At 41.3% G+C, this 25,622-nt stretch carries 28 protein-coding genes and 2 tRNA genes; 9 read left to right on the top strand and 21 right to left on the bottom strand.

Features of this window, described 5'->3' with window-relative positions:
• Positions 1–23 precede the first annotated feature (23 nt).
• The 3 genes from ACZ5XY_RS09485 to ACZ5XY_RS09475 form a co-directional block, all read right to left on the bottom strand.
• A complete protein-coding gene (locus ACZ5XY_RS09485) occupies positions 24–524 on the bottom strand; it encodes a MarR family winged helix-turn-helix transcriptional regulator (RefSeq protein WP_464741088.1) in 501 nt (166 codons plus the stop codon).
• A gap of 67 nt (positions 525–591) precedes the next feature.
• Positions 592–1,485, bottom strand: coding sequence for a DMT family transporter (locus ACZ5XY_RS09480; RefSeq protein ID WP_464741086.1), 894 nt, complete (start codon positions 1,483–1,485; stop codon positions 592–594).
• Positions 1,486–1,581: 96 nt separating this feature from the next.
• Positions 1,582–2,337 (bottom strand): helix-turn-helix transcriptional regulator, encoded by a 756-nt coding sequence (locus tag ACZ5XY_RS09475; RefSeq protein WP_464741084.1) that lies wholly within the window; start codon positions 2,335–2,337, stop codon positions 1,582–1,584.
• A 253-nt stretch (positions 2,338–2,590) separates the two neighbouring features.
• On the opposite strand from ACZ5XY_RS09475, the gene ACZ5XY_RS09470 reads away from it, so the two are divergent.
• Both ACZ5XY_RS09470 and ACZ5XY_RS09465 read left to right on the top strand, forming a co-directional pair.
• Positions 2,591–2,947 (top strand): type II toxin-antitoxin system RelE/ParE family toxin, encoded by a 357-nt coding sequence (locus ACZ5XY_RS09470; protein ID WP_464741082.1) that lies wholly within the window; start codon positions 2,591–2,593, stop codon positions 2,945–2,947.
• Positions 2,940–3,242, top strand: coding sequence for a helix-turn-helix domain-containing protein (locus tag ACZ5XY_RS09465; protein ID WP_464741080.1), 303 nt, complete (start codon positions 2,940–2,942; stop codon positions 3,240–3,242). The genes ACZ5XY_RS09470 and ACZ5XY_RS09465 overlap by 8 nt, the downstream gene beginning before the upstream one ends.
• Positions 3,243–3,317: 75 nt before the next feature.
• Here the strand turns inward: ACZ5XY_RS09465 and ACZ5XY_RS09460 are convergent, their stop codons facing one another.
• From ACZ5XY_RS09460 to ACZ5XY_RS09425, 8 genes are all read right to left on the bottom strand, one after another.
• Entirely contained in the window at positions 3,318–4,205 is an 888-nt protein-coding gene (locus ACZ5XY_RS09460; protein ID WP_464741078.1) for a hypothetical protein, read from the bottom strand.
• Positions 4,206–4,391: 186 nt separating this feature from the next.
• Positions 4,392–4,646 (bottom strand): DUF6196 family protein, encoded by a 255-nt coding sequence (locus tag ACZ5XY_RS09455; RefSeq protein ID WP_464741076.1) that lies wholly within the window; start codon positions 4,644–4,646, stop codon positions 4,392–4,394.
• Complete coding sequence (locus ACZ5XY_RS09450; RefSeq protein WP_464741074.1) at positions 4,636–5,268, bottom strand: FMN-binding negative transcriptional regulator; 633 nt, start codon at positions 5,266–5,268, stop codon at positions 4,636–4,638. Before ACZ5XY_RS09450 ends, ACZ5XY_RS09455 begins: the two co-directional genes overlap by 11 nt.
• 172 nt (positions 5,269–5,440) lie before the next feature.
• Positions 5,441–5,938: an N-acetyltransferase family protein gene (locus ACZ5XY_RS09445; protein WP_464741072.1), complete on the bottom strand. Its 498-nt coding sequence runs from the start codon at positions 5,936–5,938 to the stop codon at positions 5,441–5,443.
• A 77-nt stretch (positions 5,939–6,015) separates the two neighbouring features.
• Positions 6,016–6,663 (bottom strand): anthranilate synthase component II, encoded by a 648-nt coding sequence (locus ACZ5XY_RS09440; RefSeq protein WP_464741070.1) that lies wholly within the window; start codon positions 6,661–6,663, stop codon positions 6,016–6,018.
• Positions 6,664–6,687: 24 nt separating this feature from the next.
• Positions 6,688–8,115: an anthranilate synthase component I family protein gene (locus ACZ5XY_RS09435; RefSeq protein ID WP_464741068.1), complete on the bottom strand. Its 1,428-nt coding sequence runs from the start codon at positions 8,113–8,115 to the stop codon at positions 6,688–6,690.
• A gap of 23 nt (positions 8,116–8,138) precedes the next feature.
• Complete coding sequence (locus ACZ5XY_RS09430) at positions 8,139–8,426, bottom strand: Trp family transcriptional regulator (protein ID WP_464741066.1); 288 nt, start codon at positions 8,424–8,426, stop codon at positions 8,139–8,141.
• A 76-nt stretch (positions 8,427–8,502) separates the two neighbouring features.
• Complete coding sequence (locus ACZ5XY_RS09425) at positions 8,503–9,459, bottom strand: EamA family transporter (protein WP_464741064.1); 957 nt, start codon at positions 9,457–9,459, stop codon at positions 8,503–8,505.
• A gap of 295 nt (positions 9,460–9,754) precedes the next feature.
• On the opposite strand from ACZ5XY_RS09425, the gene ACZ5XY_RS09420 reads away from it, so the two are divergent.
• On the top strand, positions 9,755–11,158 hold the full coding sequence (locus ACZ5XY_RS09420; protein ID WP_464741062.1) for an aminotransferase-like domain-containing protein: 1,404 nt from the start codon (positions 9,755–9,757) through the stop codon (positions 11,156–11,158).
• A gap of 25 nt (positions 11,159–11,183) precedes the next feature.
• On the opposite strand, the gene ACZ5XY_RS09415 is transcribed toward ACZ5XY_RS09420, so the two are convergent.
• The gene (locus ACZ5XY_RS09415) at positions 11,184–11,702 is read right to left on the bottom strand and encodes an HPP family protein (protein ID WP_464741060.1); all 519 of its coding nucleotides are present in this window, start codon (positions 11,700–11,702) and stop codon (positions 11,184–11,186) included.
• A 125-nt stretch (positions 11,703–11,827) separates the two neighbouring features.
• Between ACZ5XY_RS09415 and ACZ5XY_RS09410 the strand changes: the two genes are divergently transcribed.
• Positions 11,828–12,367: a TetR/AcrR family transcriptional regulator gene (locus ACZ5XY_RS09410; RefSeq protein ID WP_464741058.1), complete on the top strand. Its 540-nt coding sequence runs from the start codon at positions 11,828–11,830 to the stop codon at positions 12,365–12,367.
• A gap of 103 nt (positions 12,368–12,470) precedes the next feature.
• On the opposite strand, the gene ACZ5XY_RS09405 is transcribed toward ACZ5XY_RS09410, so the two are convergent.
• Entirely contained in the window at positions 12,471–13,091 is a 621-nt protein-coding gene (locus tag ACZ5XY_RS09405) for a glutathione S-transferase family protein (RefSeq protein WP_464741056.1), read from the bottom strand.
• Positions 13,092–13,176: 85 nt separating this feature from the next.
• Between ACZ5XY_RS09405 and ACZ5XY_RS09400 the strand changes: the two genes are divergently transcribed.
• Positions 13,177–13,584 carry an ACT domain-containing protein gene (locus ACZ5XY_RS09400; protein WP_464741054.1) on the top strand — a complete coding sequence of 136 codons (408 nt, stop codon included), beginning with the start codon at positions 13,177–13,179 and terminating at the stop codon, positions 13,582–13,584.
• A 20-nt stretch (positions 13,585–13,604) separates the two neighbouring features.
• Positions 13,605–14,024, top strand: a complete 420-nt coding sequence (locus ACZ5XY_RS09395; RefSeq protein ID WP_464741052.1) for a hypothetical protein — start codon at positions 13,605–13,607, stop codon at positions 14,022–14,024.
• A 40-nt stretch (positions 14,025–14,064) separates the two neighbouring features.
• Here the strand turns inward: ACZ5XY_RS09395 and ACZ5XY_RS09390 are convergent, their stop codons facing one another.
• Positions 14,065–14,610, bottom strand: coding sequence for a DinB family protein (locus ACZ5XY_RS09390; protein WP_464741050.1), 546 nt, complete (start codon positions 14,608–14,610; stop codon positions 14,065–14,067).
• A gap of 74 nt (positions 14,611–14,684) precedes the next feature.
• Entirely contained in the window at positions 14,685–16,076 is a 1,392-nt protein-coding gene (locus ACZ5XY_RS09385; protein ID WP_464741048.1) for an aminotransferase-like domain-containing protein, read from the bottom strand.
• 220 nt (positions 16,077–16,296) lie between these two features.
• On the opposite strand from ACZ5XY_RS09385, the gene ACZ5XY_RS09380 reads away from it, so the two are divergent.
• Positions 16,297–17,463, top strand: coding sequence for an MFS transporter (locus tag ACZ5XY_RS09380; protein WP_464741046.1), 1,167 nt, complete (start codon positions 16,297–16,299; stop codon positions 17,461–17,463).
• A gap of 165 nt (positions 17,464–17,628) precedes the next feature.
• Here ACZ5XY_RS09380 and ACZ5XY_RS09375 read toward each other — a convergent pair.
• The 4 genes from ACZ5XY_RS09375 to msrB form a co-directional block, all read right to left on the bottom strand.
• Positions 17,629–17,705 (bottom strand) — tRNA-Asp (locus ACZ5XY_RS09375).
• Between the two features lie 37 nt (positions 17,706–17,742).
• Positions 17,743–17,818, bottom strand: a tRNA-Val gene (locus ACZ5XY_RS09370).
• Between the two features lie 261 nt (positions 17,819–18,079).
• Complete coding sequence (locus ACZ5XY_RS09365; RefSeq protein WP_464741044.1) at positions 18,080–18,565, bottom strand: glutathione peroxidase; 486 nt, start codon at positions 18,563–18,565, stop codon at positions 18,080–18,082.
• 47 nt (positions 18,566–18,612) lie between these two features.
• On the bottom strand, positions 18,613–19,035 hold the full coding sequence (msrB, locus tag ACZ5XY_RS09360) for a peptide-methionine (R)-S-oxide reductase MsrB (RefSeq protein WP_464741042.1): 423 nt from the start codon (positions 19,033–19,035) through the stop codon (positions 18,613–18,615).
• 369 nt (positions 19,036–19,404) lie between these two features.
• Here msrB and ACZ5XY_RS09355 point away from each other — a divergent pair, with 369 nt between their 5' ends.
• Positions 19,405–21,090 carry an aminotransferase class I/II-fold pyridoxal phosphate-dependent enzyme gene (locus tag ACZ5XY_RS09355; protein ID WP_464741040.1) on the top strand — a complete coding sequence of 562 codons (1,686 nt, stop codon included), beginning with the start codon at positions 19,405–19,407 and terminating at the stop codon, positions 21,088–21,090.
• Between the two features lie 85 nt (positions 21,091–21,175).
• On the opposite strand, the gene ACZ5XY_RS09350 is transcribed toward ACZ5XY_RS09355, so the two are convergent.
• Both ACZ5XY_RS09350 and ACZ5XY_RS09345 read right to left on the bottom strand, forming a co-directional pair.
• Positions 21,176–22,777, bottom strand: a complete 1,602-nt coding sequence (locus tag ACZ5XY_RS09350; RefSeq protein ID WP_464741038.1) for an inorganic phosphate transporter — start codon at positions 22,775–22,777, stop codon at positions 21,176–21,178.
• A 179-nt stretch (positions 22,778–22,956) separates the two neighbouring features.
• A complete protein-coding gene (locus ACZ5XY_RS09345) occupies positions 22,957–24,663 on the bottom strand; it encodes an ATPase (protein WP_464741036.1) in 1,707 nt (568 codons plus the stop codon).
• A gap of 224 nt (positions 24,664–24,887) precedes the next feature.
• Here ACZ5XY_RS09345 and ACZ5XY_RS09340 point away from each other — a divergent pair, with 224 nt between their 5' ends.
• Positions 24,888–25,598, top strand: coding sequence for an FFLEELY motif protein (locus ACZ5XY_RS09340; RefSeq protein WP_464741034.1), 711 nt, complete (start codon positions 24,888–24,890; stop codon positions 25,596–25,598).
• Positions 25,599–25,622: the final 24 nt, after the last annotated feature.

Here is a 25,622-nt window from a genome sequence, read left to right as displayed (position 1 = left end):
ATATTTTTAGCTGTTTAAGCGAATTATTCTTTAGAGTTTAAGGTAGCAAGATATTTAGACATAATACGTTCTAATATTTGCCGCTCCTCATCAGAGAATTTGGACATCAGATTGGCTACCCACGCGTAATGAGCAGGAAGAACATTAGCTAATATACCCTCTCCTTTTTGAGATAGTTGAATAACCCAAGCGCGACGATCTTGTGGGTCGGAGTATCGAGCACATAACTCATTTTTCTCCATACGATCTAGTACACGAGTCATTGTCTGTGAAGTGATACCTATGCCACTAGCTAATTCGCCTATCTTTAGCCCATCTGTATTACGCTTCAGTAAAATGAGTACAAAAAACTGTGTCTGTGACAAGCCGAACTTACACAAATTTAGCTCAAAACGGCTCAGCATATCGTTAGTGGCTGATGCCCAGATTAGCCAAGTATAAAGCTTATCAACATCAAGATTACTAAACTCTTTCGCAAAATCATTTAAGACCTCATGCGATGGGAGATCTCTTAAAACAAACATAGCAGTTAATCTGTAATTTATGAAGCAAGCTACATTGTAGCGTTAAAATACACAATTGTCTATATAATTATCTTTCTTTCAGGGCATTCTGAGTCCGATAAATGAATAAGCTAGAACAAACTAACAAGGCACCAAAAATCGTTAAGGTACTTAATTTAGTATCAAAAATCAGATTTTCTAACATCATCGTCAATAAAGGAAGCAAAAAGAATAAGGTACTTACTTTATCTGCGGAGCTATATTCGAGCATAAGCATCAATAGTAAATAAGCGCCTACAGAAACGACTGCGCCCATCCATACCAATGACAGCAAAGAGTAAGCATTGATCTCAAAAGACAATCCTTGATAAACAATCACAGCGGAGAATATCAAAAATGAAAATATAGTCTGAATCAATAGGGTTAAAATTGGCGGTGTTTTAACCTTAGCCTGAGCGATAGTACCAAACGTGATAGAGAGTAGTGCAAGTACGGAGAGTACGATACCTGATACATTGATCTTATCAACGCTATGATAGCCTAATGTAGATAGCACCAAGCCTGAAAAACAAATTGCTAATAGCATGATGCTTTTAATGCTAACCGTATTTGCACTTAGTAGTGACGTTACAATAGGCTGTGTGCCAAGCACAAGTATGATAATGCCAAGTGATAGCCCTGTATTAATAGCAGAGAAGTAAAACGTTAAATAAAATACTTGTAGCAATAGACCTGAAAATATAATGACTTTGAGCTGATCCTTCTTAATCTCAGTAATAGCTATTTCTTTATGAGTGGATTTTAGATAGATCGCTAGTAGCAGTGACAAAGCGATTGCTGATCTTAAAAATAAGAAGCTCCAAGAATCTGTATATTGCAAACCAACTTTTGCGAAAATAGCACCGCCACTCCATATTGTTAAGAATCCTATAGGTACAGCAAAATTTACGATACTCTGCTTTGACTGGGTATGAATATTCAATGGCACTTCCTCACCGAGCATACATTTATATCATGTGGCTATGGTAATGAAATTGATGCTCAAATATTTGTCGGAATAGATTGAAATATGTGCTGATCAGCTGATTTTTGGCTGCTTCATATTCTGATTATTACAGCGAAGTTGATGCGGGGTCTGATGGTAAAAGCTAGAAAAACGGCGTATAAAAGCGGACACGTTATCGTAACCGCACTTTTCAGCTACTATCGCAATCGGTGTGTCAGTATTTAGAATGAAACCAAGAGCAGCTTGCATACGAAGATCGGTAATATAAGCATTAGGCGTACAACCAAGATGTTTCTTAAACAAGACTTTAAACTGACTTTCGCTGAGACAGGCGATCTCAGCTAATGATTTTACCGTATGATTGGTAGTAATATTAGTTTTTAAAGTATGAATGACCGCAGTTAAACGATTGTCCAATCGCTTACTCATTTTGATCGTTCTAAAAATCTCTTTTAATAACTCCAACATCATTCCTTCTATTTTTTGGTTATAAGTAGAAATCAATTGCTTTTCAATAAAAGCGATATACAACAACGTTTTTTCGTCGATTGTAAAATGAACTTCACTTAGTGGAAGTTTTAAAAAATCGATATTCTCTATATTTGCTACTAAAAATCGAAAGTCTTCTCTTGCCTGAAACTGATGATAAATACCTTTTTTAATGACTAACGCTTCCCCATAAGAAACATTGATAGTTTTATCACTAATCACCATTTTAATATCACCCTTCAAGGGCATGAGAATTTGATGATAGTTATGAGCATGACCCTCTAGCTGATAGTTGTATGTTTTGATAAACAAATGGTTTATTACTTCATTATCTTTCATAAAAAAGATCCTAACGCTAAGGTAGTAATAATGAATTGATAATTTTTCATAATAATATAGGCTTTTAATAGTCGAATAATGTTTTTATTATAAATGAAGACTGAGTTTTTGCCTGTAAATATATACTAAAAAATATCACCAATTCAAGCTTCACAGACCTATTCTTAACTAATAGTAATCCTACTCATTTTTATTTGAAAATTTTCTAAGTTGCTTATATAATATAGATTATAATCTATATAGCGGTTGTAATATGTGGACAGTCATCACAACAGATTTATTTAACGGCTGGCTTAGTCAGCAGGATCAGTCCACACAAGAAAAGGTCATTGCCGCTTTGGTTGTGCTAGAGCAGCAAGGGCCAAGCCTAGGTCGGCCTTTAGTTGATACGGTGTATGACTCAAAATTCACTAATATGAAAGAGCTGCGAATTCAGCATCGAGGTAAGCCACTAAGAGCTTTTTTTGCATTTGATCCAAAGCGACAAGCTATTGTGCTTTGTATTGCTGACAAAGGTAATAAAAAGCGCTTTTATCAACAGATGATAGCGACGGCTGATGAGCAGTACGAACTTCATCTTAAAACTTTAGGAGACACATCAAATGGCTAAGACACTCCAAGAACTGTTAGCTGAGCGCTCTGCCGATAGCCAAGCTCGAATTCAACAGCTGGCAGAAAAGTTGCTTTTAGAAACTCAGCTTTACCGCATTCGTGAGGAGCTTGAAATCTCTCAAAAAGAGCTTGCTCAAACCCTTGGCATCAAGCAGCCCTCACTTTCTGCCATAGAAAATCGAGGTCAGGATCTTAAAATATCAACCATGAAAAGGTATGTAGAGGCGATGGGTGGAAAGCTTCGAATTGACGTTGAATTACCCACAGGAAAGCATATCGGCTTTAATGTTTAAAGGTTATCTCAGTCCCTATCGACAACTAGCCATCTAAAAAGATGGCTTTTTTGGTTGAAATTTGCAATGAGAGAATTATGCGCCGCCTATTGAATCCATAGCATAGCTATTTTGCCACTCAATTTTAACGGGTATTTTCATCACTTCTTCACCAATTTTTTTGAGTGTTTCTTCATTAAGCCCAGCGGACTTGGCATCATCCTTATGAACATAAATCACGTATACACCTTCATCACTGCGATAACTTGTGCCTGTGATCATAGTTATACGTTTATTCAGCACTTTTGAGCGTTCATACATAATTTGGGTTTCAGCTTCGGTCAGGTTTTTGGCTGCTGGATTAACTTTAAATTTAACGATGAAACGTGTTGGTGATTCGATGAGCGCCATTGCCTTATCAACTTCCGCTTGAGTCAGAGTAATACCCTCTGGTGTCATTGTTTTATAGGATTGAGCGACAGTCTCGCGCTCACTTAGAGTATCAGCTGGTCGATATACAATACGATCAGGCGGCGGCGACCCAGTACCTGTTAACGTCACCAGAACGCCATACTCAGGCTCAGTGATAAAGCCCATACTCGCTATCTTATTGCCAAATTCTTTTCGTAGGGCTTCAATCTGCCCTCCATTATCATGCTGAATTAACATCCGACGCATGGCTTCAGTGTGATTGACATCATATGAAATTGCGTAGTGTTTAGAGTCTATGGCTAAAGCCTGAGCAGGACCGATTAATACTGCCTCTGGAATATCTTCAGGGTTTCGGTTGTCTTTCGCTAATTCCACGCCATTAGGATCTCCATATACAGATGTCGCTTTAGAGGCTTTAACTTGAGTATCAATTGCTTGTACGGGTTTAATTGGCGTGATAGTACCCTTAGTATTTTGCGATGAGCAACCGCTTAGCCATAAAGCACTGGATAAGCAAAGTATCAACGAGATTTTTGCAATTGTCGTAGCCATAAAAATTCACCTTTGCTAAATTTTCTTGTATTCTTAATGCTCGATAATTATTTACTAAGACATAATTTCTGGAAGTAATAATAATTTACCTCTTTTTATGCGTCGTTTGTCAGCAGCAAAAAATCTAAATAAGTAATATATTAATTGATAATTGTATAGTTAAATATAAAGTATGATAGCTATGTGCTAACGATTATCTACCAGTTGTTGTACTGCGTTAATTACTTCATCGCGTAGTGACCATGGACAGCCCCAGTAGTCAAAAATACCACCGTCGGCACTGTTTTGACTACAGACTACAAAAACACCATTCCCAAACTGGGTTTTGAGATACATAGCAAGCCAACCGACAAAGCCAGAATTATCTGCACCCTCTGGAAAATGAAAACGCCAAATAGCAAAGCGTTCTTTTTTCATGAACAAACTAAGTTTATTTTGCATCTTCAATCAATCTTGCCATCTCATCTGCTTTAGCAGTTTTAAGCTGTTTAAGACCTGCGATAGCACCTAATCTATTATCATCTGTTTTATTTTGGCTCAGCTTAAACTGGGCTTGGACGTCCGTAATATTAATGCGGATTCCGACTATAGCTCCGCACATCGCTTGAATATAAGACTCCGGCGCGTCTTCAAGTGACCAAGGATTTTCTTGACGGGCTTCAAAATCAAAAGTCTGCTTTGATAAGATATCAATGAGCTCATGACGCGCTGTCAGTAAGCTGACGTCACCGCGGATATGCACACTGCGGTAATTCCAAGTGGGGACTTCTTTATGAGTCACCGCCTTACTAGGATACCAATTAGGACTGATATAATGTCCCGAATCTTGAAATATAACCAACCATGGCGTCGTGGTATTATCGTTGTTATTAAGCGGATTAATTTTAGCCATATGACCATACAAGCTGCCAAATTTACTGCCATCATCTTGCCAATACATTGGGATATGGCAAGCTTCTAGCCCGCAAGACGTCTGAGCAATAAGTGTCGCTTGCGGATGCTCTTTAATAAACAACTTAATCTTAGCAAAGTCGTTTTCTTTAAAAGATTGAGGAATAAACATGATTGCTCCAAATGGCTTTGTTACGTACAGAATCGGTCAGGTTCGTGAATAAACAGCGCCTAGGCATTTTGGGGGACTATTAAAAAATGTGATCATAAAATCAAATATTCATAAGTACCGTATAGCGTTACCAGACATAAGAAATCTATCATTTGTCCGGTGCGTTTGAGTATTAAGCTATGAAGCGCTTCATTAAAGCTTCATCAATATATTTGCCATTATCTTTCATCGCTTTGATGTCTACTCCATAAGTTTGGAAGCCAAATTTTTTGTAAAGCAGAATGGCAGGCTCGTTATCGTCAGCAACCGTGAGCAAAATTTGTTCGACGTGATGTTTACTATGTTCGATGACCCCACTAAGTAAGCGGCTTGCTACGCCTTTTTGTTGAAATTCAGGTTCAATAAATACACTTGATAAAGTCGCTTTATGAGAAAACTTTGTTCCTGTTTCTTGGATTAAGGTTGCTAAACCTATAATTTGATTATGATGATAAGCGCCAAATACTGTTGAGCTTGATAAGCAATTTTCGAAAAATACTAATGGTCTATCCACTTCTGCTTCATAGGTAGAGCCAAACATTTCAGGCGACTTTTTTAAGGCTGAAAGTCTAATCGCTTTAAAATCTCTAGCTTCATTCACGGTTAGAATTTTAATCTTAATGGTTGACATACGATGATCTTTATTTTTATTTAAAAACTCTTATTATATAACAGCTGTTAAGCCAATTTAAAAAGGATAAAAGCAAATCAGACTTGCATCAAAAAATTAGTCAGTAGATTTTTTGCGCCCTCAGTGGCAAATGACTCGGGATGAAACTGAACCCCTTGAATGGGATAGTTTTTATGACGAATTCCCATGATTTCATCACCTGCAAGCGCACATTGAGCCAAGCTTAATGACGCATGACCCTCATTTTGAATCACTGAGGTGACATCAAAATAATCCGGCAGCGTTTTACCTTCTACCATAAGCGAATGATAGCGCATGATTTCAATACCTTGCGGCAAACCTTGATAAACCCCCATGCCATCATGGCGGATTGCAGATACTTTGCCATGCATCGGAACAGTAGCGCGAACTACCTTTCCGCCAAACACATGAGCTATGCCTTGCATCCCTAAGCAAACTCCCAAAATAGGAGTCGTTTTACCAAGAACCTCAATGACCTTTGAGCAAATACCAAAATAAGCAGGGTCATTAGGAGCGCCAGGACCGGGTGAAATAATAATGCGGTCAACATTCATCGCCTGAATTTCCGCTAAGCTTATTTCATCATTACGTTTCACCACTACCTTATTTGTGTTGCCATCCTCTAAATATTGTAAAATCTCGCCCACATACTGATAAAGGTTGAAAGTGAACGAGTCATAATTGTCAATGATTAAAACATTCATAGCAAAGCACTCTGTAAGGACGGATTAAGGCGTATTAAAGCTATCTAAAACGGTTTTCATTGCTGATAATTTACGTTGAATTTCTAAATACTCATCATCAGGATTGGAATCAAAAACATTGCCGCCACAAGTTTGTATATAAGCGGAAGAGCTATTAATAAATAAGCTGCGAATTGGGATAGCAAAAATGCAATCGCCGTTAAAATTAAATGAGCCGATGGCGCCGCCATAAGCCCCTCTGCCGTCAGTTTCTAGCTCATTAATGACTTTGATGGCTTCAATCTTTGGCGCTCCCGACAGCGTCCCTGCGGGAAAGTTGCTAGCAAGGGCGCTGAACATGTCCTCATCAGGGTGCAAGATGCCAACGATTTCTGATGAAATGTGCTGAACATGAGAAAAGCGTTTAATGTCCATAAGACTACGCACCTTTACTGTACCAAATTGCGCCACCCGACCAATGTCGTTTCGGTGCAAATCAACCAGCATATTATGTTCAGCAATTTCTTTGGCATCGTTTAAAAGTGCTCTTGCCAGTTTACGGTCTTCCGTACTATCAGCCCCGCGTCTGGTCGTTCCTGCTAAAGGATACGTTTCCATCTCACCTTGGCGCAAGCGGAACAGAAGCTCGGGGGACGCGCCAATGATACATTGCTCAGTAAATTTCATAAAATACATATGCGGCGAAGGATTCACCAAGCGCAGCTTTTCATAAATGGGCATCTTATTGCCGCTGATATGGTATTTGGATTTAAAGCCGACTTCACATTGAAAAATGCGCCCTGACTTAATGGCTTCTTTAACGTTCATGACGGCATTGGCATGATCCTCACGGCTCATACTGTCGCCTAAAAACTCAATGGCAGGCGGCTGGTGGTTTGGCGCGCAAGCCGTTAGCAGTGCTTTGACTTGATTAATTCTGTTGTCCTGCTCATCGGTTGGATAGTAAAAATAAAAGATTTCACCCGTCACCTTATCAAGGGTTAAGCCATCCAAATACAAACCGAACTTAAAAGGCTCAAAATCTGAATGAGCCTTGGCAGTTAAGCTAGGTTCAAAAAAATTAATACTGTCATAGCCCAAATACCCGACCAAGCCGCCGCTTTGCTCGCGGGAAATATCGTGCTGAGGGGTAATTTTGCGCAGTAATTGATAAGGATTTTCTGATTGATACTCCAAAAATTCATTCGTTCGATGATTGGTTATCGTCAGTGTTTCACGATCAATAGCGCTAATTGTCAATACTGGATCAAAGCCAATGGCGTGATGCCTTGACATATGACTGTCTTCCCCTAAAGACTCAAGCAGATAGCAAGTATCAAATCTAGCTTCAATACGTTTAAATAACTCAAAAAAGTCGATATCTTGAGTCAACTTGATACGTATTGGCTTACTAGGAATCTTGATTGGGCTTGGTTCATTTGCTAAGAGGCTCTTACTTTCGGGTAAAATCATAAAACTTCCTAAATTTTGTGCAGTCAAATGCCTTCATCGGTGCCATTTCGATGGGTGGCTAATAAAGCGCTAACATCATGGTGCTGGATTGCCTTAGCGCCGCGCGATACCGTTGCAATGCCGACACCGAGCTGCTCTGATATGTCACGTTGAGACATACCGCGATCTAATAACTCAAATATAAGGATTCGGTTAGTGATTTCGTGTTGCTCTTTTTCCGTTAAAAGTGCAGTTAATATTGATTTAATCTCGTCTTTGTCATTACATTTAGCTAAATGTACCAGTAGGCTATCGTAAGGATTATTGATCATGGTATGAGCTCGTAAGAGTCAATATTAATTTAGATTGCTTATTCTACTGTACTAGTACGCAAATGCAAAGCACTATTTACTCGTAAATCATCTTTTTAGCGCGGCTGATTTTCACATTTGCCAATACCAAGCCTGATAAAATGAACACCATTGCCAGCATCTTCCACCACGTTACGCTCTCCCCAAGTAGCAGCACCGAGGTGATCATTCCAAATATCGGCACAAGTAAAGCAAATGGCACAACCTTGGACGCTGTATTTTGAGCCAATAAATGCGCCCAAAGTCCAAATCCTATTAAGGTTGAGATATAAACAATAAAGCTAAGCGACAACCAAGACTTAAGCGAAGCTTGCGTAAACGTTGCCAACTGCCAAGCCTCAGTTTCAAAGATAAAAGAAGATAGCATTAAAATTACGCAGGCAATCAGTCCGCCCCAAACCACCAGTGATAGAGCAGATAATGCCGATGCTTTAGTTTTATTATCAGTAGTTGAAACCGTCGATACATTAGAATTTTGCAGCGATGCTTGTTTGGTAGGTTGCTTTGATATTTGCTTTGAGGCAATGTTGCCAAAGCTCCAACCAATAGCCGCAATCAAAATACAAATAAAGCCCGTCAGCGGCATGTCGCCACCAAGATTAAGCGTAATGGTCGTCAATCCTAAAATGCCAAATACCATTCCGACAATTTGCAAACGGCTTACGGTCTCGCCCAACATGAAATAGGCCAAAAGTACGGTAATAAAAATCTGAATCTGCAATAGCAGTGCGGTAAGCCCAGCCGACGCGCCTAGATGCATCGCTGTGAAAACAAAAGCGTACTGCATGACAAAGGTGCCAATGGCATAGATGAATAGCGTCCGATTAAACTTAGGCGGCTTTAAGAAAAAAACCAATGGCACAGCCGTAAAGAAAAAACGCATTGCTGTCAGCATCAGTGGCGGAAAGCTTTCAAGTCCCCAAGCGATAAATGAAAAGTTTACACCCCAAATAAAGGTCACTAAGATAGCTAATGCCGTTTGTAAAGGAGTCATATAGTTATCCTAATTTCTTATGATTGATGAACGCGTTAAGCGTGTTGTTTTTATCTCACTTAAACGCTTTAGCATTAAAATTGGCATGGTAGGTAGAATTAGTGCTGACGGTGTATTGCTTTTAAACCCCATTATTTTTCACCTTGATCGTTTTGACAGTTATAAACAATTCAAACTATAATTTAATTGACCATGACAGTACCTATACAGTTTTGCTTCTAGCAAACAATCTGTATCGTTACTTTTACCATGACGGTTCAATCGATCATTAATTTTAATAAAAAACAGGTTTTTTATGGACAGTAGCTATCGCTTGAATCCTAATCTAACGAAAACTGCCGCCGTCGCTGAATGGCTTCAGCAGCGTATCGATTGGCAAATCTACTTGCCCAATCAGCGCGTGCCATCGGTCAGAAAATTGGCAAAATTATTAAATATTTCAAGCTTTACAGTCGCTCAGGCCTATGAGCAATTGGTCGCAACCAATATCTTGATTGCCAAACCCAGCTCAGGCTACTATGTCAATGCGGCTTTAAGATCGAGCCACCAATACGCTAAAAATGAGCGCATAAATAAGTATCCAGTCATAGATACACGTTGGCTATTACAAGTCCTTAACAACACTCCGCATCACCTTTCACCAGGCTCAGGAACGCTACCAAACGATTGGGTGCGCAATGACAAAATGGAATGGGCAATCCGGCAGGTTACCCAGCAAGCTGACGACTTTATTTATAACTACGGAAATATCCAAGGTTATTTGCCGCTGCGTCAGCAGTTTGCACAGCATTTAAATACACTAGGGCTGCAAACCTGTGCTGACAACATTGTGACCACCGCCGGCGTCTCGCAATCGGTGACGATGGTCAGTCAGCTGCTTACCCAAGCTGGTGACACGGTGTTGGTAGACAGCCCAGGTTGGTATTGGTTATCCAGCTCCCTGCAGCAGCAAGGCTTAAATGTCATCGCGGTTGATCGCGATCATCAAGGCCCTGATATTGAGCAGTTGCAAAAGATGTTTGCAGCGTATAGACCAAAATTGTATTTAACCAATAGTGTCCTTCATAACCCAACGTCTTATCATTTGCATCCTGCCCGAGCGCATCAAGTGCTTAATTTGATTCATAAATATGACGCTTACATTTTTGAAGATGATTTATATGCCTCGCTGGTGCCAAACGGTCAAGCGCTACGATATGCCAGTCTTGATCAGTTCGAGCGGGTGTTTTATGCCACAGGATTTTCAAAACTGATGGCATCAGGTTGGCGTGTAGGAATGCTCGTTTGCCCTGAAAAATTTATTGATGATGTCATACGCATTAAAATATTAAGTAATTCAAATACGCCAGAACTTGGTGAGCGGGTCGTCCATCGTCTATGGACTCATGGCGAGTATCGTCGGCAAATTAAAAAGGTTCAGCAAAATTTATATTTAGCACATCAAAGACTGCGTGAAGCACTACCTAAAATTGGTCTTGAATATCCAGAGCATACGCAGTCAGGAATATTTATTTGGGTAGATACCAAGCAGGATACAGGACAATTGGCATTAGACGCTTATAACGATGGCTGGCTGGTTGCGCCGGGGCATTTGTTTCATCCAGATGCAAAACCTTCGAGCTATATGCGATTGAATGTGTCAACGACAAGCGATGAGTTTTTGGTCTGGTTGGGAGATTATTTAAAGAGTAAGGCGTAAGCTAATTTGTATTGCAGCTAAAGGATTACCACCAATACGTTGGATACTGCCTATCCTTACCTAAATTATTATAAATCAGCGCGACAAAGACTAATACAATAGATCCTAGCAAGGTTGGAGTAATTAGAAAACTCCAATTCACCGCGCCAAGCATCACTATCAAAGGATTAGATCCAGCAGGCGGATGCGGCATTCTAAATAGTAGCATCAAAGCAATGGCCGTTCCTACAGCGGTTGCCATACTCCACCAATGAATGCCGAACAACGTCATAAATACCAGCCCTGTAAAAGTTGCAATAAAATGGCCGCCTATCACATTTCTTGGCTGTGCAAAAGGGCTTGCAGGGTAAGCAAATACTAATAAGCAACTTGCACCAAATGACCCTAAAATCATAATTAGCTCAATTGAACTTCCTAAGATAGCAAGTGTTGCCGTCGCAATAGTCCCGCCCAGCCAAGCAATAAGTATCATAATTAAAGGCAATCTGCTAGGACATGGACTAATTTGGCCGTTAAGTTTCCGCAAATTAAAAAATGAGTTCATATTTTCCCTATAAGCAACAGATGATAGATAAACTATGTATACCGAACGGTATATAATACAAGTATACCGTTCGGTATGATAAAATACTACTGTTTTTACTCATCAAAATAATAGGAAAAAGGCGAATGAAACTACGGGATAAAATTCTACAAAAAAGTTATGAGGTGTTTTATGAAAAAGGCTTTCACGATAGTGGTGTAGAACTGTTAGCGAAACAGGCTGGAACTACCAAACGGACTTTATATGCTCATTTTGGCAATAAAGAAGGCTTAGTTGATGAGGTACTCAGGTACCGTCATCAGATGTTTATGGATCAGTTAGACGCTCATTTTGATAAACTGGAGCTTAAAAATACAGCAGATGTTGCATCAGGCTATTTAAATTTTTTAGAAAACTGGACGTCATCAGAAGACTTTTTTGGGTGTATGTTTATCAATGCTTGTGCTGAATATTCGGATGACAAGTCTTCCCCGCATCAAATAGCCAAGCAGCATAAAACTGATGTTAGACAATGGCTATTTGATAAGTTTAATCAGGTAGGGGCGGAAAATGCTAGGCAGAGATCAGATACCTTATTTGTATTTGGCGAAGGTATTATCGTTACGGCGCAAACGGGTCAAGAGTTACTGGAGTTAGACCTTAAATCTTTAAGCGATTTTAGCTAAGACAATAAATAATTGAGTGATCAAACATCTTGCATAGGTTACCGCTAGCTCTCATAACTCCATCAGTAAAAGTTAATGAACTGGTACTTTTGCAAGAAGTCTATCATAGCCTAATAAAATTAGGTAAAGACTCAATCCGCTCAAACCAAGTACGTAGGTTTTTATAAGATGATAGATCTAATCCGCCTTCTTCCGCATTATGCGTGTAAGCATACAGGCTAATATCAGCAAGGCTAATATTGTTTCCTAAAATATAATGTTTAGTTTGAAGCTGATTGTTTAGATAGCTAAGAATGTCTTTTGATTTGATAAATTTTTGTTGGTATTCTTCTAGCCGACTAGGTATCATATTTTGAAATTTTTTGATAAATCTTACGGAGGCTAAGTTAGGTCTAACTTCACCTTGCTCATACAGTAACCATTGCCACATTTTTGCATAATCTAAGGCAGAGTTCGGAATGAGTGCTGAACCCTCAGCCAAATATCTAATAATAGCGTTAGATTCTAATAATAAAGCAGGTTCGCTATTAGCTGATAAGTTACCAGGTTCAATTTGTAGAACAGGTACTTGACCTAGGGGATTAATCCGTAAAAATTCAGGCTGTCTATTTTCTTGCGTTAATATATTGATTTCAATCCATTGGTATTTAATGTTTAATAGCTCGCAAGTTAGTCTCGCTTTATAGCTATTTCCAGAAAATTTATTACCGTATAAAGTGTTCACGGTTTATCCTTATTATGAAAAATAAACTTTAATCTATCTATTTTTCACAATAAACGCTAGAGTTATTTAAAATTAAGGAAATAAAATGTCAGGAATTAAAGAGTTAACTCAATTACTTACTGCAATACAGCCAAAACTATTAGACCATGAGTTCGTATTTTGCACTGTAACAGGACAGTTAAATCAATATTTAGCATTAGAACCAATCGCAACATTTATGGAAGCTGAAGGCTTGACGTTAGTTTTAGCTAAAGATAAAGCTGATAAAGCCGGTTTGCATTATGAAGGTATTTTTCGGCAAATTACATTAACCGTTCATTCAAGCTTGCAAGCTGTAGGGTTAACTGCTGCTGTTTCAACAAAGCTTGCTTCCAAAGGTATCAGTGCCAATGTTATTGCTGCTTACTATCATGACCATATCTTTGTTTCTCACTATAAGGCAGAAGCAGCTTTGATTGCTTTAAAAGAACTAAGTAATGAATCAAAAATTTAAAAAATGGATGAGAAATACTAATGATTAAATCAGTCATTCAAGAAGAAGCAACCGGTTGCGGCATCGCGTCAGTTGCCAACATCGCTGGAAAAAGTTATTCGGAAATGAAAGCGATTGCTAATGATTTGGGAGTTTACGCTTCTGATAAATCGCTTTGGTCAGACACAAAGTATGTCCGAAAGCTGTTAGCCCATTTAGGGTTTCAAACTTCCCATAGCGAGATAGCATTTAAGTCTTGGGAGGCGCTACCAGATTTAGCATTATTAGCGATTAAGCATCACGTAGATGATGGCGTTAGCTTTTGGCATTGGGTCGTTTTTAAACGTTTAGAGGGTCAGCCTTTTGTTTTAGATTCTGCCAGTTATTTACCTTCGAATTTCCGCCAAGATTTTACAGCGATGCAGCCAAAGTGGTATATTGAAGTAAGTAAAGGTTTTTAATTTATAATCATGATTAAAAACTAAGTATTGAAATGTCCTTTCAACTATTTACGCTTGGAATCAATATCAATAAATCCGTTTCTCCGATATCAATACCTATTTGGCTAAGCAAAGTCGTCACTTGTCCACGATGATGAGTTTGGTGATTAAAAAGGTGTTGAAGTAGCATAAAAAAGGGCTTTTTAAAAACCTCACCTTTAGTACTTTGATAGCTCAAAATACTTAAGCAATCATCTTCATTCAATTCATTAATAAATTCAATGGTCACTTGATCTAAAGCTTGCCTAGCAGTAATAAAGTTTTGCTTATCTTCAAATAAAATTTGCGTAAGACTGCTTGGTAAAGCAAATTCTTGTAATGACTCTAAGGCTTTAACGCCTGTCGGATAGTTGGGATGTTTATTAAATCGATTAAGCCAAATTAAATCGCCTACCATCAAATGATTTAATGTTGCTAATATCGAGCTAAAAAATGCTTTTTGATCCTGCCATAACGTTTCACTGGGTATGGTTGAGATGCTAGCACAAATCTTTTGGTTTATCAGGGCATTGTATTTTTCCATAACTTTAAAGTTAGCTATCACCATAGATTATATCGCCCTTATAAACCCATCATTATCATAAAATCTAGTTGATTTTTGAGTATTTATCAATCACATTTTTAGCGCATGGATTGCTCCAATACTTCAAAAACTTTTGGATGATTCATTTGTGCCACATTAAATCGCATAAAGCTATCCGCCTTTTTAGATAAGCTAAACGCATTTCCGGGCGCTAAGACCACACCTTGCGACAAACATTGGTTTGCCAATTGAGTGGCGCTATGATTATCTGGCAGTCGGCACCAAAGAAACATGCCAGCTTTTGGTATCAGCCATGGCACGATTCCCAAGTTTTTTAACCGTGGTAGGACTTGATTTCGCGCATTTGCAAGGCGGTTATGAATCGTCGTCATATGCTTGCGATAACTACCGTCCATTAAGGCTGACAGCACGACTGCTGCTGCTAGCTGACCACCACCGAATCCCGTCGCTATTTTTAAGTCCAGTAAATCCTCGACCCATTCGCTAGGAGCTGCAATATAACCGCAGCGCAAAGACGCTGATAAGGTCTTAGAAAAACTGCCAATATAAAACACGCGTGATAAGCCATCTAAAGCGGCAAGACGTGGCGCCGAGCTTATTTCAAAATCTGCAAAAATATCATCTTCAACGATATAAAGCCCTGAAGCTTGGGCTAACTGCAATACTCGAAATGCCGCCGCGGCTGATAAAGTGGCTCCTGTAGGATTGTGAATGGCAGCGTTAGTGATATAAAGGCGTGGCTTATGCTCCTGTAATATCTTTGCAAAAATATTGATATCAGGACCCTCTGGCGTATAAGGTACGCTAATCACTTTGACCCTGTGGGCGCGCAATAATGCTCGAAAGTTAAAATAGCATGGATCATCAACCACTACCGTATCGCCTGGCGTCAATAAAAAACGAAAAATTAAATCTATTGCCTGAGTTCCAGATTCGGTCAATATCACTTGTGACGGCTTTGCCTCGATTCCAAGTTTTGTCATTCGCCGCGTTAATAGCTGCCTTAGCTCAAGCAATCCAAGTGGCGTTGCATATTCACTGATCACGGCGGCATCACCTCGTGCCACATGCCTTAGACCTCGGCGCATGCCTTCTTCAAATAGCCAGTCGGGTGGTAGCCAACCGCAGCCAGGTTTTAATACATCTTTTATCGAATCACTAGAGGGCTCAAGCGACTGCCGCGATATCCATAACGGGTCAACCGCGCGATCAAGATTATGCCCAGCTTCTTTTAATAATAGTGGGGCTGTGGTCTCTGCGACATAAAATCCAGCACCAGGACGCGAGTAAATGGCGCCTTCCGTTTGCAGCCGCTCATAAGCCTCAACCACCGTTGAGGGCGAAAATCCATAAGCTTTTGCAGCAGCTCGTATGGACGGCAGCCTGGTTCCTGGCATATAAGTGACCGATGCTATTTTTTCTTTGACACCTGCCATGACCATTTCAATTCGGGTTACTTGAGTTTTCATTTTTTTATCAGTGAGCCTATGATTGAGTCATTTTGACAATTTCACTGTATGGTATCTATACGCCAAACAGTTCTAATGAATTGTACTGGATTGTATGTGGTGATCCTAGCTTCCTTTTGATTTAATCATTGAACTTCAAACGAGGTAATATTGGCTTTAAAGCGACTTTTGCTCAAAGCCAAGATGGCAACTTCAACAAATCTTTTCAAAAGTAGCTTTTATGATGACAAAGAACAGCAATAAATATTTGGCATTTGCATTATGCGTGATAACGACGAGTGTTAATGTCCAAGGTCCGTTGTATGCGCTCTATGCGCAAAATGATGGTTATGGGGTTCTGGCAACTACAATAGCGTTTTCTTTTTATGTCTTAGGCGTGATCCCAGTTTTATTAGCCTTTGGCGGTCTGTCTGATAGGATTGGGAGACGCAAGACGATTTTGATTGCTTTAGGGTTATCAATAGCAGCTACAGCTTTGATGATGTTTTATCCCTACACACGGGCGCTTGCGGCAGCGCGATTTATGCTTGGGGTAGGAACTGCATTAATGGCAGCAACGGCAACGGCCTATATGATTGAGCTGATTGGCGCGTCTAATACGGCTCGCGCCACCACTTGGGTTACAGCCAGCACGACGGTAGGATTTGGTTTGGGTCCTGTACTTACTACCGTGTCTTTGCTAGCTTATGAGTCTTCGCAACCTGCCAGCTTTTATTTTTTATTGATCAGCGCGTTCTTATCGATATTTTTAGTTTGGCAATTGCCTGAAACTGCACCAAAACGAGATACTTTTGGCACCATGCTTAAGCTGCCTTATTTTAATCGTGACGTGTTGTGGTTCGGCGGCGCTATTTTAATTTGCTGGGCGACCACAGGACTTGTGCTGTCGGTGATTCCATCCGTATTAGCAGCGCATGGTCTTGGAAAATATGCAGGGATCTCTTCTATGCTTGCCATTAGCTGCGGATTGTTATTTCAGCCAATCGCTCGAAAGCTTGATCCTAAAGTATCTACCAAGCTTGGTATTTTAATTTTACTTCCCACCTATGCTTTGCTGACTTGGGGCGCGCTGAATGCCAGTTTACCTGCAATTTTGTTGGCAGCATTTTTAGCAAGCAGCAGCTGCTATGGTTTTGTTTATCTAGGCGGGCTATCGGGCGTAGCGCGCTCTGCTGGCAATGAGCAAGCGCGCGCCAGTGCGGGCTACTTTTTAATGGCATATTTGGGGTTTAGCGTTCCGGTCATTCTTACTGGATTGATTGTTGATCGCTATGGTACGGCTTTGGCATTTTATGCGTTTGGATTATTTTTAATGTTAGGGGCACTCATTTTGTTTGGCAGTCAATTTAATTTAGCAATGAATCGAAATAGCCATTTTGATGTTTAATAAATCAACAATACTGATCTGTAAGTTCCTTTTTAAATGAATAGAAATGATCTACTCATATTGTAAGTAAATGAAAGATCAATTTTCGTCAATAACATGCACAAAAAAACCTCAAGCAAATCATTACTTGAGGTTGAAACTTTTGCAAAGCTTAAGTTTTAAATATGGCGCAGCGGACGGGACTCGAACCCGCGACCCCCGGCGTGACAGGCCGGTATTCTAACCAACTGAACTACCGCTGCTTAGGTCGCTTAACGTGTTTAGCCACTCGCTAATAAGTGGTGGGTGATGACAGGCTCGAACTGCCGACATTCTGCGTGTAAGGCAGACGCTCTACCAACTGAGCTAATCACCCTGAGAAGCGTTTGAAAAAAGCACTGCTTTTTTAGCTTCGCAAGAGAAAATCTTTTAAAGAAAATTTTCTAAAAGCATTAACCGTTTAATCAACTTTTAATGCTTTAACCTAGAACTCATATCGCCCTTGGTATGGGTGGCTATTATATACATTTAAAAAGGTCTGTCAAACGCTAATTTGCCTATTTTTGCATAAAAGTGACCAATTTATCCCAAACTACTGATTTTAATAGCAATATAAATTAAATTATTTTGCTATTTTTTAACTTTGGGCTAAGGCTTTTTCAATATCAGATGCTATAGCTTCAGGGGTAACCGTTGGGGCATAGCGTTTGATGACCTTGCCATCACGGCTGATTAAAAATTTGGTAAAGTTCCATTTAATCGCATCATTAATCATACCGCCCTGCTCGTCCTTGAGCCAAGTAAAAATAGGGTCAGCGTTTTTGCCGTTGACATCAATTTTTGTCATCATATCAAAACTGACGCCATAGTTTTTTTGGCAAAACTCACCAATGTTTTCGTTACTTTCAGGGTCTTGACCGCCAAACTGGTTGCACGGAAAGCCAATGACCATAAAACCTTGGTCTTTATAGCGCTGATATAACACTTCAAGACCGGCAAACTGCGGCGTAAATCCGCAGCGGCTTGCAGTATTGACGATAAGTAACACTTGACCTTGATAGTCGCTTAGGGGTTTATCTTTGCCATCAATGGTTGTGGCAGAAAATTGATATAAAGGGCTCATTAATGGCATTGTCCTTATGAAGAATTGAGGTTAGTCAATGAGAATGATTACTGTGATTTATCAAAATCAAGCGACACCGAGTTAATGCAATAGCGCATTCCGGTGGTATCACGTGGACCATCAGAGAATACATGACCTAAATGAGCGCCACAGTTGCTACAAGTAACTTCAGTTCGGCGCATTCCGTGTGAGGTGTCTAAATGCTCATTGATGGCACTATGATTGGCAGTTTGGTCAAAACTTGGCCAGCCACAACCCGCGTCAAACTTGTTTTCAGAATGGAACAGTTCCGCGCCGCAGCCTTTACAGCGGTAAACCCCTTTATCTGTCAAATCATTATAAGCGCCAGTAAATGGTCGCTCCGTGCCTTTTTCACGCATGACGTGGTATTCATCAGGGCTTAAGCGCTGACGCCAGTCGCTATCGGTGAGCTGAGCAATTTCATCACGGCTAAGTTGATTGTCTTTCATGGTTTTATCCTTTTTTATTGTTCCTAGTATTCCTGCTAGCGGATAATCGTTAACTTCATAAACATAGCGCAAAAAAAGCCAGCGGTGCAATCTACGGCGACATATCTTTACTAAATTGTCACGCAAACTGCTGTTAGAAGTGTCTTTTAGACAAACTTTTATCATTATAATTGAGTTTGCTAAATATTTATAACCATTGGTATTTTCTTAGATTTGCAAGTTTTACTTGCGCAAAATAATTATTATCAAATACCCCTTGCAAGTTACTAGGTTATGCAATAATATCTTGCATTAAGCATTAGTTAAATTCTTTTTCTTTGACTCCTTATTTTCATTTTTTTATTGTTATCATACCGATAAGGGGTAGATATGACCATCAACAAGGACATGCTGGCTCAAGGCGAAAGATTGGCTCGATTGCGCCGAGACCAAGGCATGACCGCAAAGCAACTGGCAGCAGCAATGACCGCTGCAGGGGCAAAAGTCAGCCGTGGTGCCATTTCCAATTGGGAGCGCGGTATCAATGGCATCGTTTCATCAAAACTTCCAACACTGGCGCAAATTTTAGGCTGCTCTGAGGGCTACTTATTGCGCGGTGACCATCAACCCGCTTCAGTCTCAAATCAGGACGATTTTAAAGGTTCAGTAACTATGGAAAATTCAGCAAATAATCAAGACGCAATTGACAATCCTCATGATTCAGTCGCTCATGACAATGGTAACCCAACGACATTTGCCGCCGGTGATAATGGCAACAATGTAACGCTTGCCGTTCCTACAGATACGCAGCCAAAATCTGGGGATAAAAAAGAAGGTAAAACTGTGAGCAAGCTTAAAAAATCAGACAAATTACAAAACGTTTGCTATGACATTCGTGGACCATTGCTTAAAATGGCAAATAAAATGGAAGCCGAAGGTCAGCGCATTGTTAAGCTCAACGTTGGTAACCCTGCGCCATTTGGCTTTGAAGCGCCACACGAAATCTTGCGCGACGTGGCAGTTAACTTGCCAGAAGCCATTGGCTATTCTGATTCGCAAGGTATTTTTTCAGCGCGTAAAGCCGTTTTACAATATTACCAATCAAAAGGCTTATTATCAGCCGTTGACGTTCGCGACGTTTATTTAGGAAACGGGGTTTCTGAGCTTATCGTTATGACCATGCAAGCCTTGATGGACGATGGCGACGAAGTGCTTATCCCAATGCCGGACTACCCACTTTGGACGGCAGCGGCAAACCTTGCTGGCGGTACGGCGGTTCATTATCGCTGTAATGAAGATGACAACTGGCACCCTGACATTGAAGACATCAAGTCAAAAATCACCAGTAAAACCAAAGGGATTGTGGTTATTAACCCCAACAACCCAACCGGTTCGCTTTACTCTGACGAAATCTTAAAACAAATCGTTGAAGTTGCCGTTGAGCATGACCTTATCATTATGGCGGACGAGATTTATGACCGCGTGTTATATGATGGCATGTCACACACCCCAATGTGTACGCTTTCTGATGATGTGTTGATTTTATCTTATAACGGCTTGTCAAAATCACACCGCATTGCTGGCTTCCGTGCCGGTTGGATGATGGTTTCAGGTCGCAAGAGTCACGCAACCGACTTCATCGAAGGCTTGGATATGCTTGCCTCAATGCGTCTTTGCTCAAACGTTCCGGGGCAATATGCCATTCAAACGGCAATGGGCGGCTATCAAAGCATGAAAGAGCTGACCTCTGAAAAAGGTCGCTTGTTTAAGCAGCGCGAGTTGACCATTTCACGCCTTAACGCCATTAAAGGTATCTCGTGCACCATGCCACAAGGCGCGTTTTACTGCTTCCCGAAAATGGACCCTGAAGTTTATCCTATCGAAGACGACATGCAGTTTATGATGGATTTGCTGCTTGAAGAAAAAGTGTTGATGGTTCAAGGCACCGGCTTTAACTGGGATAAGCCTGACCATTTCCGCGTGGTCTTCTTGCCAAACCTGCACGACTTAGAAGAAGCCATGGACAGCCTCGACCGCTTCTTTGCTAAAAAGCGTCAGCAGTTTGGTACAGACTAATTATGGTTTGATTATTAAAAAGTTAAGCCATAAAAAAACGCAGCCTTAAGGTTGCGTTTTTTATTTGTCCATAAAGCGCGAAAAATTAAAATATTTTCCCTAAAATGACAAAGCTGATGGCTGACATGATGGCAGCAGCCGGTAGGGTAATCACCCAAGCCAGCGCAATCGGCTTCATCAATGCCCAGTTGGTGTTTTTATTGACAATACCAATGCCCAATACGGCGCCAACTAGCGTGTGCGTGCTCGATACCGGAAGCCCCATGGTTGATGCGCCCATGACCACGGCAGCGGCAGCAAGTTCGGCAGAAAACCCTGAAGCAGGGTGCATTTTGGCAAGGTTGGTGCCAACCGTTTGAATCACTTCTTTACCAATAAACCAAAGCCCAACGATAAGCGCCACACCAAAGGTGAGCATCACCGCAGACGGCACTGCCGCATGCGAGGCGATTTGATTGGTACGAATAACGTCCATAATCGCTGCAAAAGGTCCAACCGCGTTGGCAATGTCGTTTGAACCGTGACTAAAGGCAAAGGCAGAGGCGGTAAACACTTGCATCCAGCTGAACATGATAAAAGTGGCTTTGGTTAAGTTTTCTTTGTGCTTGCCGCGAATGGTTTTGGTATAAATAAAGGTAGCAAGCCAAACTAGCGCCCCTGCCATTCCCATAAATAGCAAACCATGAAGGTTGGTTAAAGAGCTGTTGACGTTTTTTAGACCTTTAAATACCACCATCGAGGTCATGACCACCGCGCCAAATGCAGCAATTAACGGCGCCCATTTTTTCAAGGCTTTTAGGGTATCAAGGCTTTTGCGCTCATGCTCGATGTCATAAAGGTTTTGATAGTAGTCAGTTTCCAAATCCTCGCGGTCGCAGTCCTCTTCTTTAAACACTTCTTGGTCACGGAGCATGGCTGAGGTGTAAGACAGCTGCAACGACTCGGATAAATTTTCAAAAAACTCTTTGTGGCTTTCTTTAAGGGCGCGTTTGCTTTCTTTTAATTCATGAATGTGAATTTCGGTTTTGTCATTATAATCAATGATGTTCTTTTTGATTTGACCGTATAAAAAGTAAGCCAATACCCCGCCAAGCAGCGGCGACAATACCCAAGAGATGGCAATTTGACCAATGGTTGCCCAGTTGATGGTGGCAAGTGCCATTTCGCTACCGCCAATATTAAAGCCAAGCACGATAGAGCTGCCAATAACGCCACCGATAATGGCGTGAGTGGTCGATACCGGAAGCCCTTTTTTGGTGGCAAACAACAGCCAAAACGCTGCGGCAATCAAGGCTGAGAGCATCACATAAATAAACTGATTTGGCGAGACGCTAAAGCCGTCCAAATCGACAATGCCTTTGCGGATAGTATCGGTAACTTCGCTTCCTGCCAATACCGCCCCTGACACTTCAAAAATCGCGGCAACGACCAACGCTTGCGTCACGGACAATGTCCCTGCCCCTACGGACGTTCCAAAGGAGTTGGCAACGTCATTACCGCCAATGTTAAACGCCATAAACACGCCAAACAAAGTTGCAATAATGAATAAAAACGACTGTTGGTGCAGCGTATAGTCAAGCCCCCACCATAAAAAATAAGCAGTCATACCAATGAGGAGCAGCGCAAATGCGGCGTTAATTCGCATTGAGCCTTTTGCGTCGGTTGGGGTAGCTGAGTTGGTTACCATAAATAATTTTGCCTTACCTGAGCGGAATCTTTTTGGTCATGGGGTGTGGCTAAGAAAGGGTGTGCTGAGGAAAAAACAAGCGCACAATTTGGCTAAACCCCCAAAACCTGCTGTGCGCGTATTATATGACTAATTTATGACAACTTTATGACAACCAAATGACTTTAAAAAAAGCCTTATCAATCAATGACTTTTTCAAGTTGAGCAATCGCTTTTTCCAAAACTTGCAGCCGAGCAAGGCGCTTATCGTTGGTGGCGATGACGTGCCAAGGCGCCGCTTTGGTGTCGGTTCTTGCCAGCATATCTGCGCCCGCTTGAACGTAATCGCCCCATTTATCACGGTTGCGCCAATCATCTTCGGTCAGTTTGTACTGTTTATAAGCGGTATCAGCGCGCGCCTCAAAGCGTGACAGTTGCTCATCTTTATCAATGGCAAGCCAAAACTTAAGCACGATAGCGCCTGAATTGACAAGGTCGGCTTCAAAGCGGTTGATTTCCTCATAAGCGCGCTGCCAATCGTTTGGGACAGCAAATTTTTCCACGCGCTCAACCAATACCCTGCCATACCAAGTTCGGTCAAAAATGGCAATCCGGCTTAACCTATCGGTCTGCTCATTGGGCAGCCGCGTCCAAAAGCGCCAAAGATAAGGATGCTCAAGCTCAAATCTAAGCGGCGCGCCAATGTTATAAATTTGATACTCGCGCGGGTCAAGCGGCGCCACCAAACGCTTAATCGCCCCGCCCTTTCCTGCCGCGTCCATGCCCTCAAAAGCAAAAATCACATGGCGTTTTTGGCGCGCTCGCAGCAGCTTTGCCAGTTGCTGTTGGTATTTGGCAAGCTGCTCATGATAGTACTCTTTATCAAGCTCCGGCGACTTGGCAATATCAAGCAGTAGCTTTGGAATTTTAACCGCAGCAAAAGGCGTTAGCGGCTCGTCATCAAGGCGCGCCGATTTTGGTGGTTGTTGCAGCGATAACGGCACTTTACAGCTGCTCACCAATGCCGATTGCATCGCATGCAGCACATGATGACAAAATTGTAGCGCCGCTTGGTCTTTATCGTTACCATCAATAATGACCCAATCTTGCTGCTGACGTAACAGCGCGGCGGCAACTTCGTTAAACTGCTCAAGAACAGCCTCATCAAGCCAGTCAATTTGATATAAGTAGTTCCTCGCGCTTGGGTCAAAGCGCTTTTTTAGGGTGCTTTTATTGACATGAAACCAGCATTTTAAAACTTTGGTGTCGTTATTCATTAAGTCTTGCTCAAATGCTTGCAATTCGGTCAGTTGCTGCTGAAAATAGCGCTGCCATTGGCTCACAAGCTCATTTTTTTGAGTGGTGTTATTCTTGCGACTTGGATACTGTTTTGCCAATTGCAGCACCTCATTAAGCAAATCCGCGTACCAATTGCCAAAATATACCAAAACGTCACCATGACGCGGCAGCGCTTTGGTAAAGCTTTGCCAAATCGGCTGATGTTTTAACGGCGGCGCGCCTATGGTCGCCTCAACTTTGAGCAGCCTTGGGTCAACCCACTGCCGAAGCTGAGTCACCGCCGTCCCTTTGCCCGCCTCCTCCATGCCATTAACCAACACCAAAAGCCCCGTTGCTTTGACATTGGCTAATGCTGACTCACGGGTAGCTCGCAGTGCAAGCTGAGCCTGAATAAGCGCCACCCGCAAGTCGTCCGAGGTGTCTGTAAACGCGCTCAATGGGTTGGGAATAAGCCAATTGTCAATGTCCTTATTAAAGCTGTCTTGAAGCTGTTGTAGCGCGGCAGCATGAGAGTCGGCAGATTTTTGGGCAGGATCAGGAGGGATTTGGTCGCATGGCTTCGTTTTTGCTGCGCTATTTTTTACCGCTGTGGCTGTTTTTTGGTTCATTATTGCCTCGCAAAACTGACTGAAATCTTGTTATTTTATGGGGTTTGACTTTTGCTTTGAGTTTTATCTTAAGCAAAAGTGGCAACCAAAACCGTTTGGCAATTGTATTCGCTATCGTTTTATTCTAAGGTGTCATTTATAATAGCGCCAAGATAAACTGCCCAACCTTACTTTTTTAATAAACAATAATAAGCCGCTGCGCTTGATGATAGGAATGATAAGTTATGACCGCTTTGAGTAATTTGCAACAACATTTAGACCGTTATTGGGCATTGCCTTACCATGACAACGCTGAACTTAAAGCCAAGCTTGATGCGGTTCAAGACTGGCAGCGCGACCGCATTCGCAGCAGCCACCAAGCGCTATTTAATGAGCCAAAAAACAAAGCGATGGCAAGTTATTTTTTAACCCAGCTTTATGGCGGCGATGATTTTAAGGTATTGGCTAAGCAGTTGGGTCGCGTCATTCCTAAAGCTAAAAAAGTAGAAAAACTGGCAAAAGAGTCCGCCCTTGAAACTGGAAGCCTTGCCATTCAAGCGGCGATTTTAGCGATTGAGCTTGATTTAGATTTGGCAACTTATTTGCTTGATAATGATTTGGAAGTCACACAAAAAAATATGCTTGCCGCGTATCGGGCGGTGGATAAGGCTGACGCGCGCCGCTATCAAATTGACAATTTAAAAGACGTTTGCTACAAAACGGACAAACATTTAAACTCATTTATCCTAAAAAAAGCCTTTGCTTTGACCAAAAGCGCCGCTTATAGCCGAGGTTATCAGCCGCTTTATGATTTTATTGATGCCGGATTTGTGGCGATTAAACCGCTAAAAAGCGTTGGCGGTTTTATTGAGCCATTTTGCGAGGGTGAGCTTAAAGTCATTGATAAAGTTCACAATCAAGACTTAACGGACACTCAAGTGTTTGATATGCTGTAATTTGAGCCTTCACCATCGCTGCCT

Source organism: Psychrobacter sp. GTC18467 (assembly GCF_055397455.1).
Note: the sequence above shows the minus strand (reverse complement) of the source record. Positions and strands in the feature narration are given on the sequence as shown.

Excerpts from the sequence above, each read along its gene's own strand:
- ACZ5XY_RS09365 (WP_464741044.1), bottom strand. The coding sequence starts at position 18,565 with ATGAGCCCTTTATATCAATTTTCTGCCACAACCATTGATGGCAAAGAT.
- ACZ5XY_RS09475 (WP_464741084.1), bottom strand. The coding sequence starts at position 2,337 with ATGAAAGATAATGAAGTAATAAACCATTTGTTTATCAAAACATACAAC.
- ACZ5XY_RS09465 (WP_464741080.1), top strand. The coding sequence starts at position 2,940 with ATGGCTAAGACACTCCAAGAACTGTTAGCTGAGCGCTCTGCCGATAGC.
- ACZ5XY_RS09415 (WP_464741060.1), bottom strand. The coding sequence starts at position 11,702 with ATGAACTCATTTTTTAATTTGCGGAAACTTAACGGCCAAATTAGTCCA.
- ACZ5XY_RS09345 (WP_464741036.1), bottom strand. The coding sequence starts at position 24,663 with ATGAACCAAAAAACAGCCACAGCGGTAAAAAATAGCGCAGCAAAAACG.
- ACZ5XY_RS09445 (WP_464741072.1), bottom strand. The coding sequence starts at position 5,938 with ATGTCAACCATTAAGATTAAAATTCTAACCGTGAATGAAGCTAGAGAT.
- ACZ5XY_RS09485 (WP_464741088.1), bottom strand. The coding sequence starts at position 524 with ATGTTTGTTTTAAGAGATCTCCCATCGCATGAGGTCTTAAATGATTTT.
- ACZ5XY_RS09380 (WP_464741046.1), top strand. The coding sequence starts at position 16,297 with ATGATGACAAAGAACAGCAATAAATATTTGGCATTTGCATTATGCGTG.
- ACZ5XY_RS09420 (WP_464741062.1), top strand. The coding sequence starts at position 9,755 with ATGGACAGTAGCTATCGCTTGAATCCTAATCTAACGAAAACTGCCGCC.
- ACZ5XY_RS09430 (WP_464741066.1), bottom strand. The coding sequence starts at position 8,426 with ATGATCAATAATCCTTACGATAGCCTACTGGTACATTTAGCTAAATGT.
- ACZ5XY_RS09450 (WP_464741074.1), bottom strand. The coding sequence starts at position 5,268 with ATGTTTATTCCTCAATCTTTTAAAGAAAACGACTTTGCTAAGATTAAG.
- ACZ5XY_RS09395 (WP_464741052.1), top strand. The coding sequence starts at position 13,605 with ATGATTAAATCAGTCATTCAAGAAGAAGCAACCGGTTGCGGCATCGCG.
- ACZ5XY_RS09400 (WP_464741054.1), top strand. The coding sequence starts at position 13,177 with ATGTCAGGAATTAAAGAGTTAACTCAATTACTTACTGCAATACAGCCA.
- msrB (WP_464741042.1), bottom strand. The coding sequence starts at position 19,035 with ATGAAAGACAATCAACTTAGCCGTGATGAAATTGCTCAGCTCACCGAT.
- ACZ5XY_RS09470 (WP_464741082.1), top strand. The coding sequence starts at position 2,591 with ATGTGGACAGTCATCACAACAGATTTATTTAACGGCTGGCTTAGTCAG.
- ACZ5XY_RS09350 (WP_464741038.1), bottom strand. The coding sequence starts at position 22,777 with ATGGTAACCAACTCAGCTACCCCAACCGACGCAAAAGGCTCAATGCGA.
- ACZ5XY_RS09460 (WP_464741078.1), bottom strand. The coding sequence starts at position 4,205 with ATGGCTACGACAATTGCAAAAATCTCGTTGATACTTTGCTTATCCAGT.
- ACZ5XY_RS09410 (WP_464741058.1), top strand. The coding sequence starts at position 11,828 with ATGAAACTACGGGATAAAATTCTACAAAAAAGTTATGAGGTGTTTTAT.
- ACZ5XY_RS09390 (WP_464741050.1), bottom strand. The coding sequence starts at position 14,610 with ATGGTGATAGCTAACTTTAAAGTTATGGAAAAATACAATGCCCTGATA.
- ACZ5XY_RS09385 (WP_464741048.1), bottom strand. The coding sequence starts at position 16,076 with ATGAAAACTCAAGTAACCCGAATTGAAATGGTCATGGCAGGTGTCAAA.
- ACZ5XY_RS09425 (WP_464741064.1), bottom strand. The coding sequence starts at position 9,459 with ATGACTCCTTTACAAACGGCATTAGCTATCTTAGTGACCTTTATTTGG.
- ACZ5XY_RS09455 (WP_464741076.1), bottom strand. The coding sequence starts at position 4,646 with ATGCAAAATAAACTTAGTTTGTTCATGAAAAAAGAACGCTTTGCTATT.
- ACZ5XY_RS09355 (WP_464741040.1), top strand. The coding sequence starts at position 19,405 with ATGACCATCAACAAGGACATGCTGGCTCAAGGCGAAAGATTGGCTCGA.
- ACZ5XY_RS09440 (WP_464741070.1), bottom strand. The coding sequence starts at position 6,663 with ATGAATGTTTTAATCATTGACAATTATGACTCGTTCACTTTCAACCTT.
- ACZ5XY_RS09435 (WP_464741068.1), bottom strand. The coding sequence starts at position 8,115 with ATGATTTTACCCGAAAGTAAGAGCCTCTTAGCAAATGAACCAAGCCCA.
- ACZ5XY_RS09340 (WP_464741034.1), top strand. The coding sequence starts at position 24,888 with ATGACCGCTTTGAGTAATTTGCAACAACATTTAGACCGTTATTGGGCA.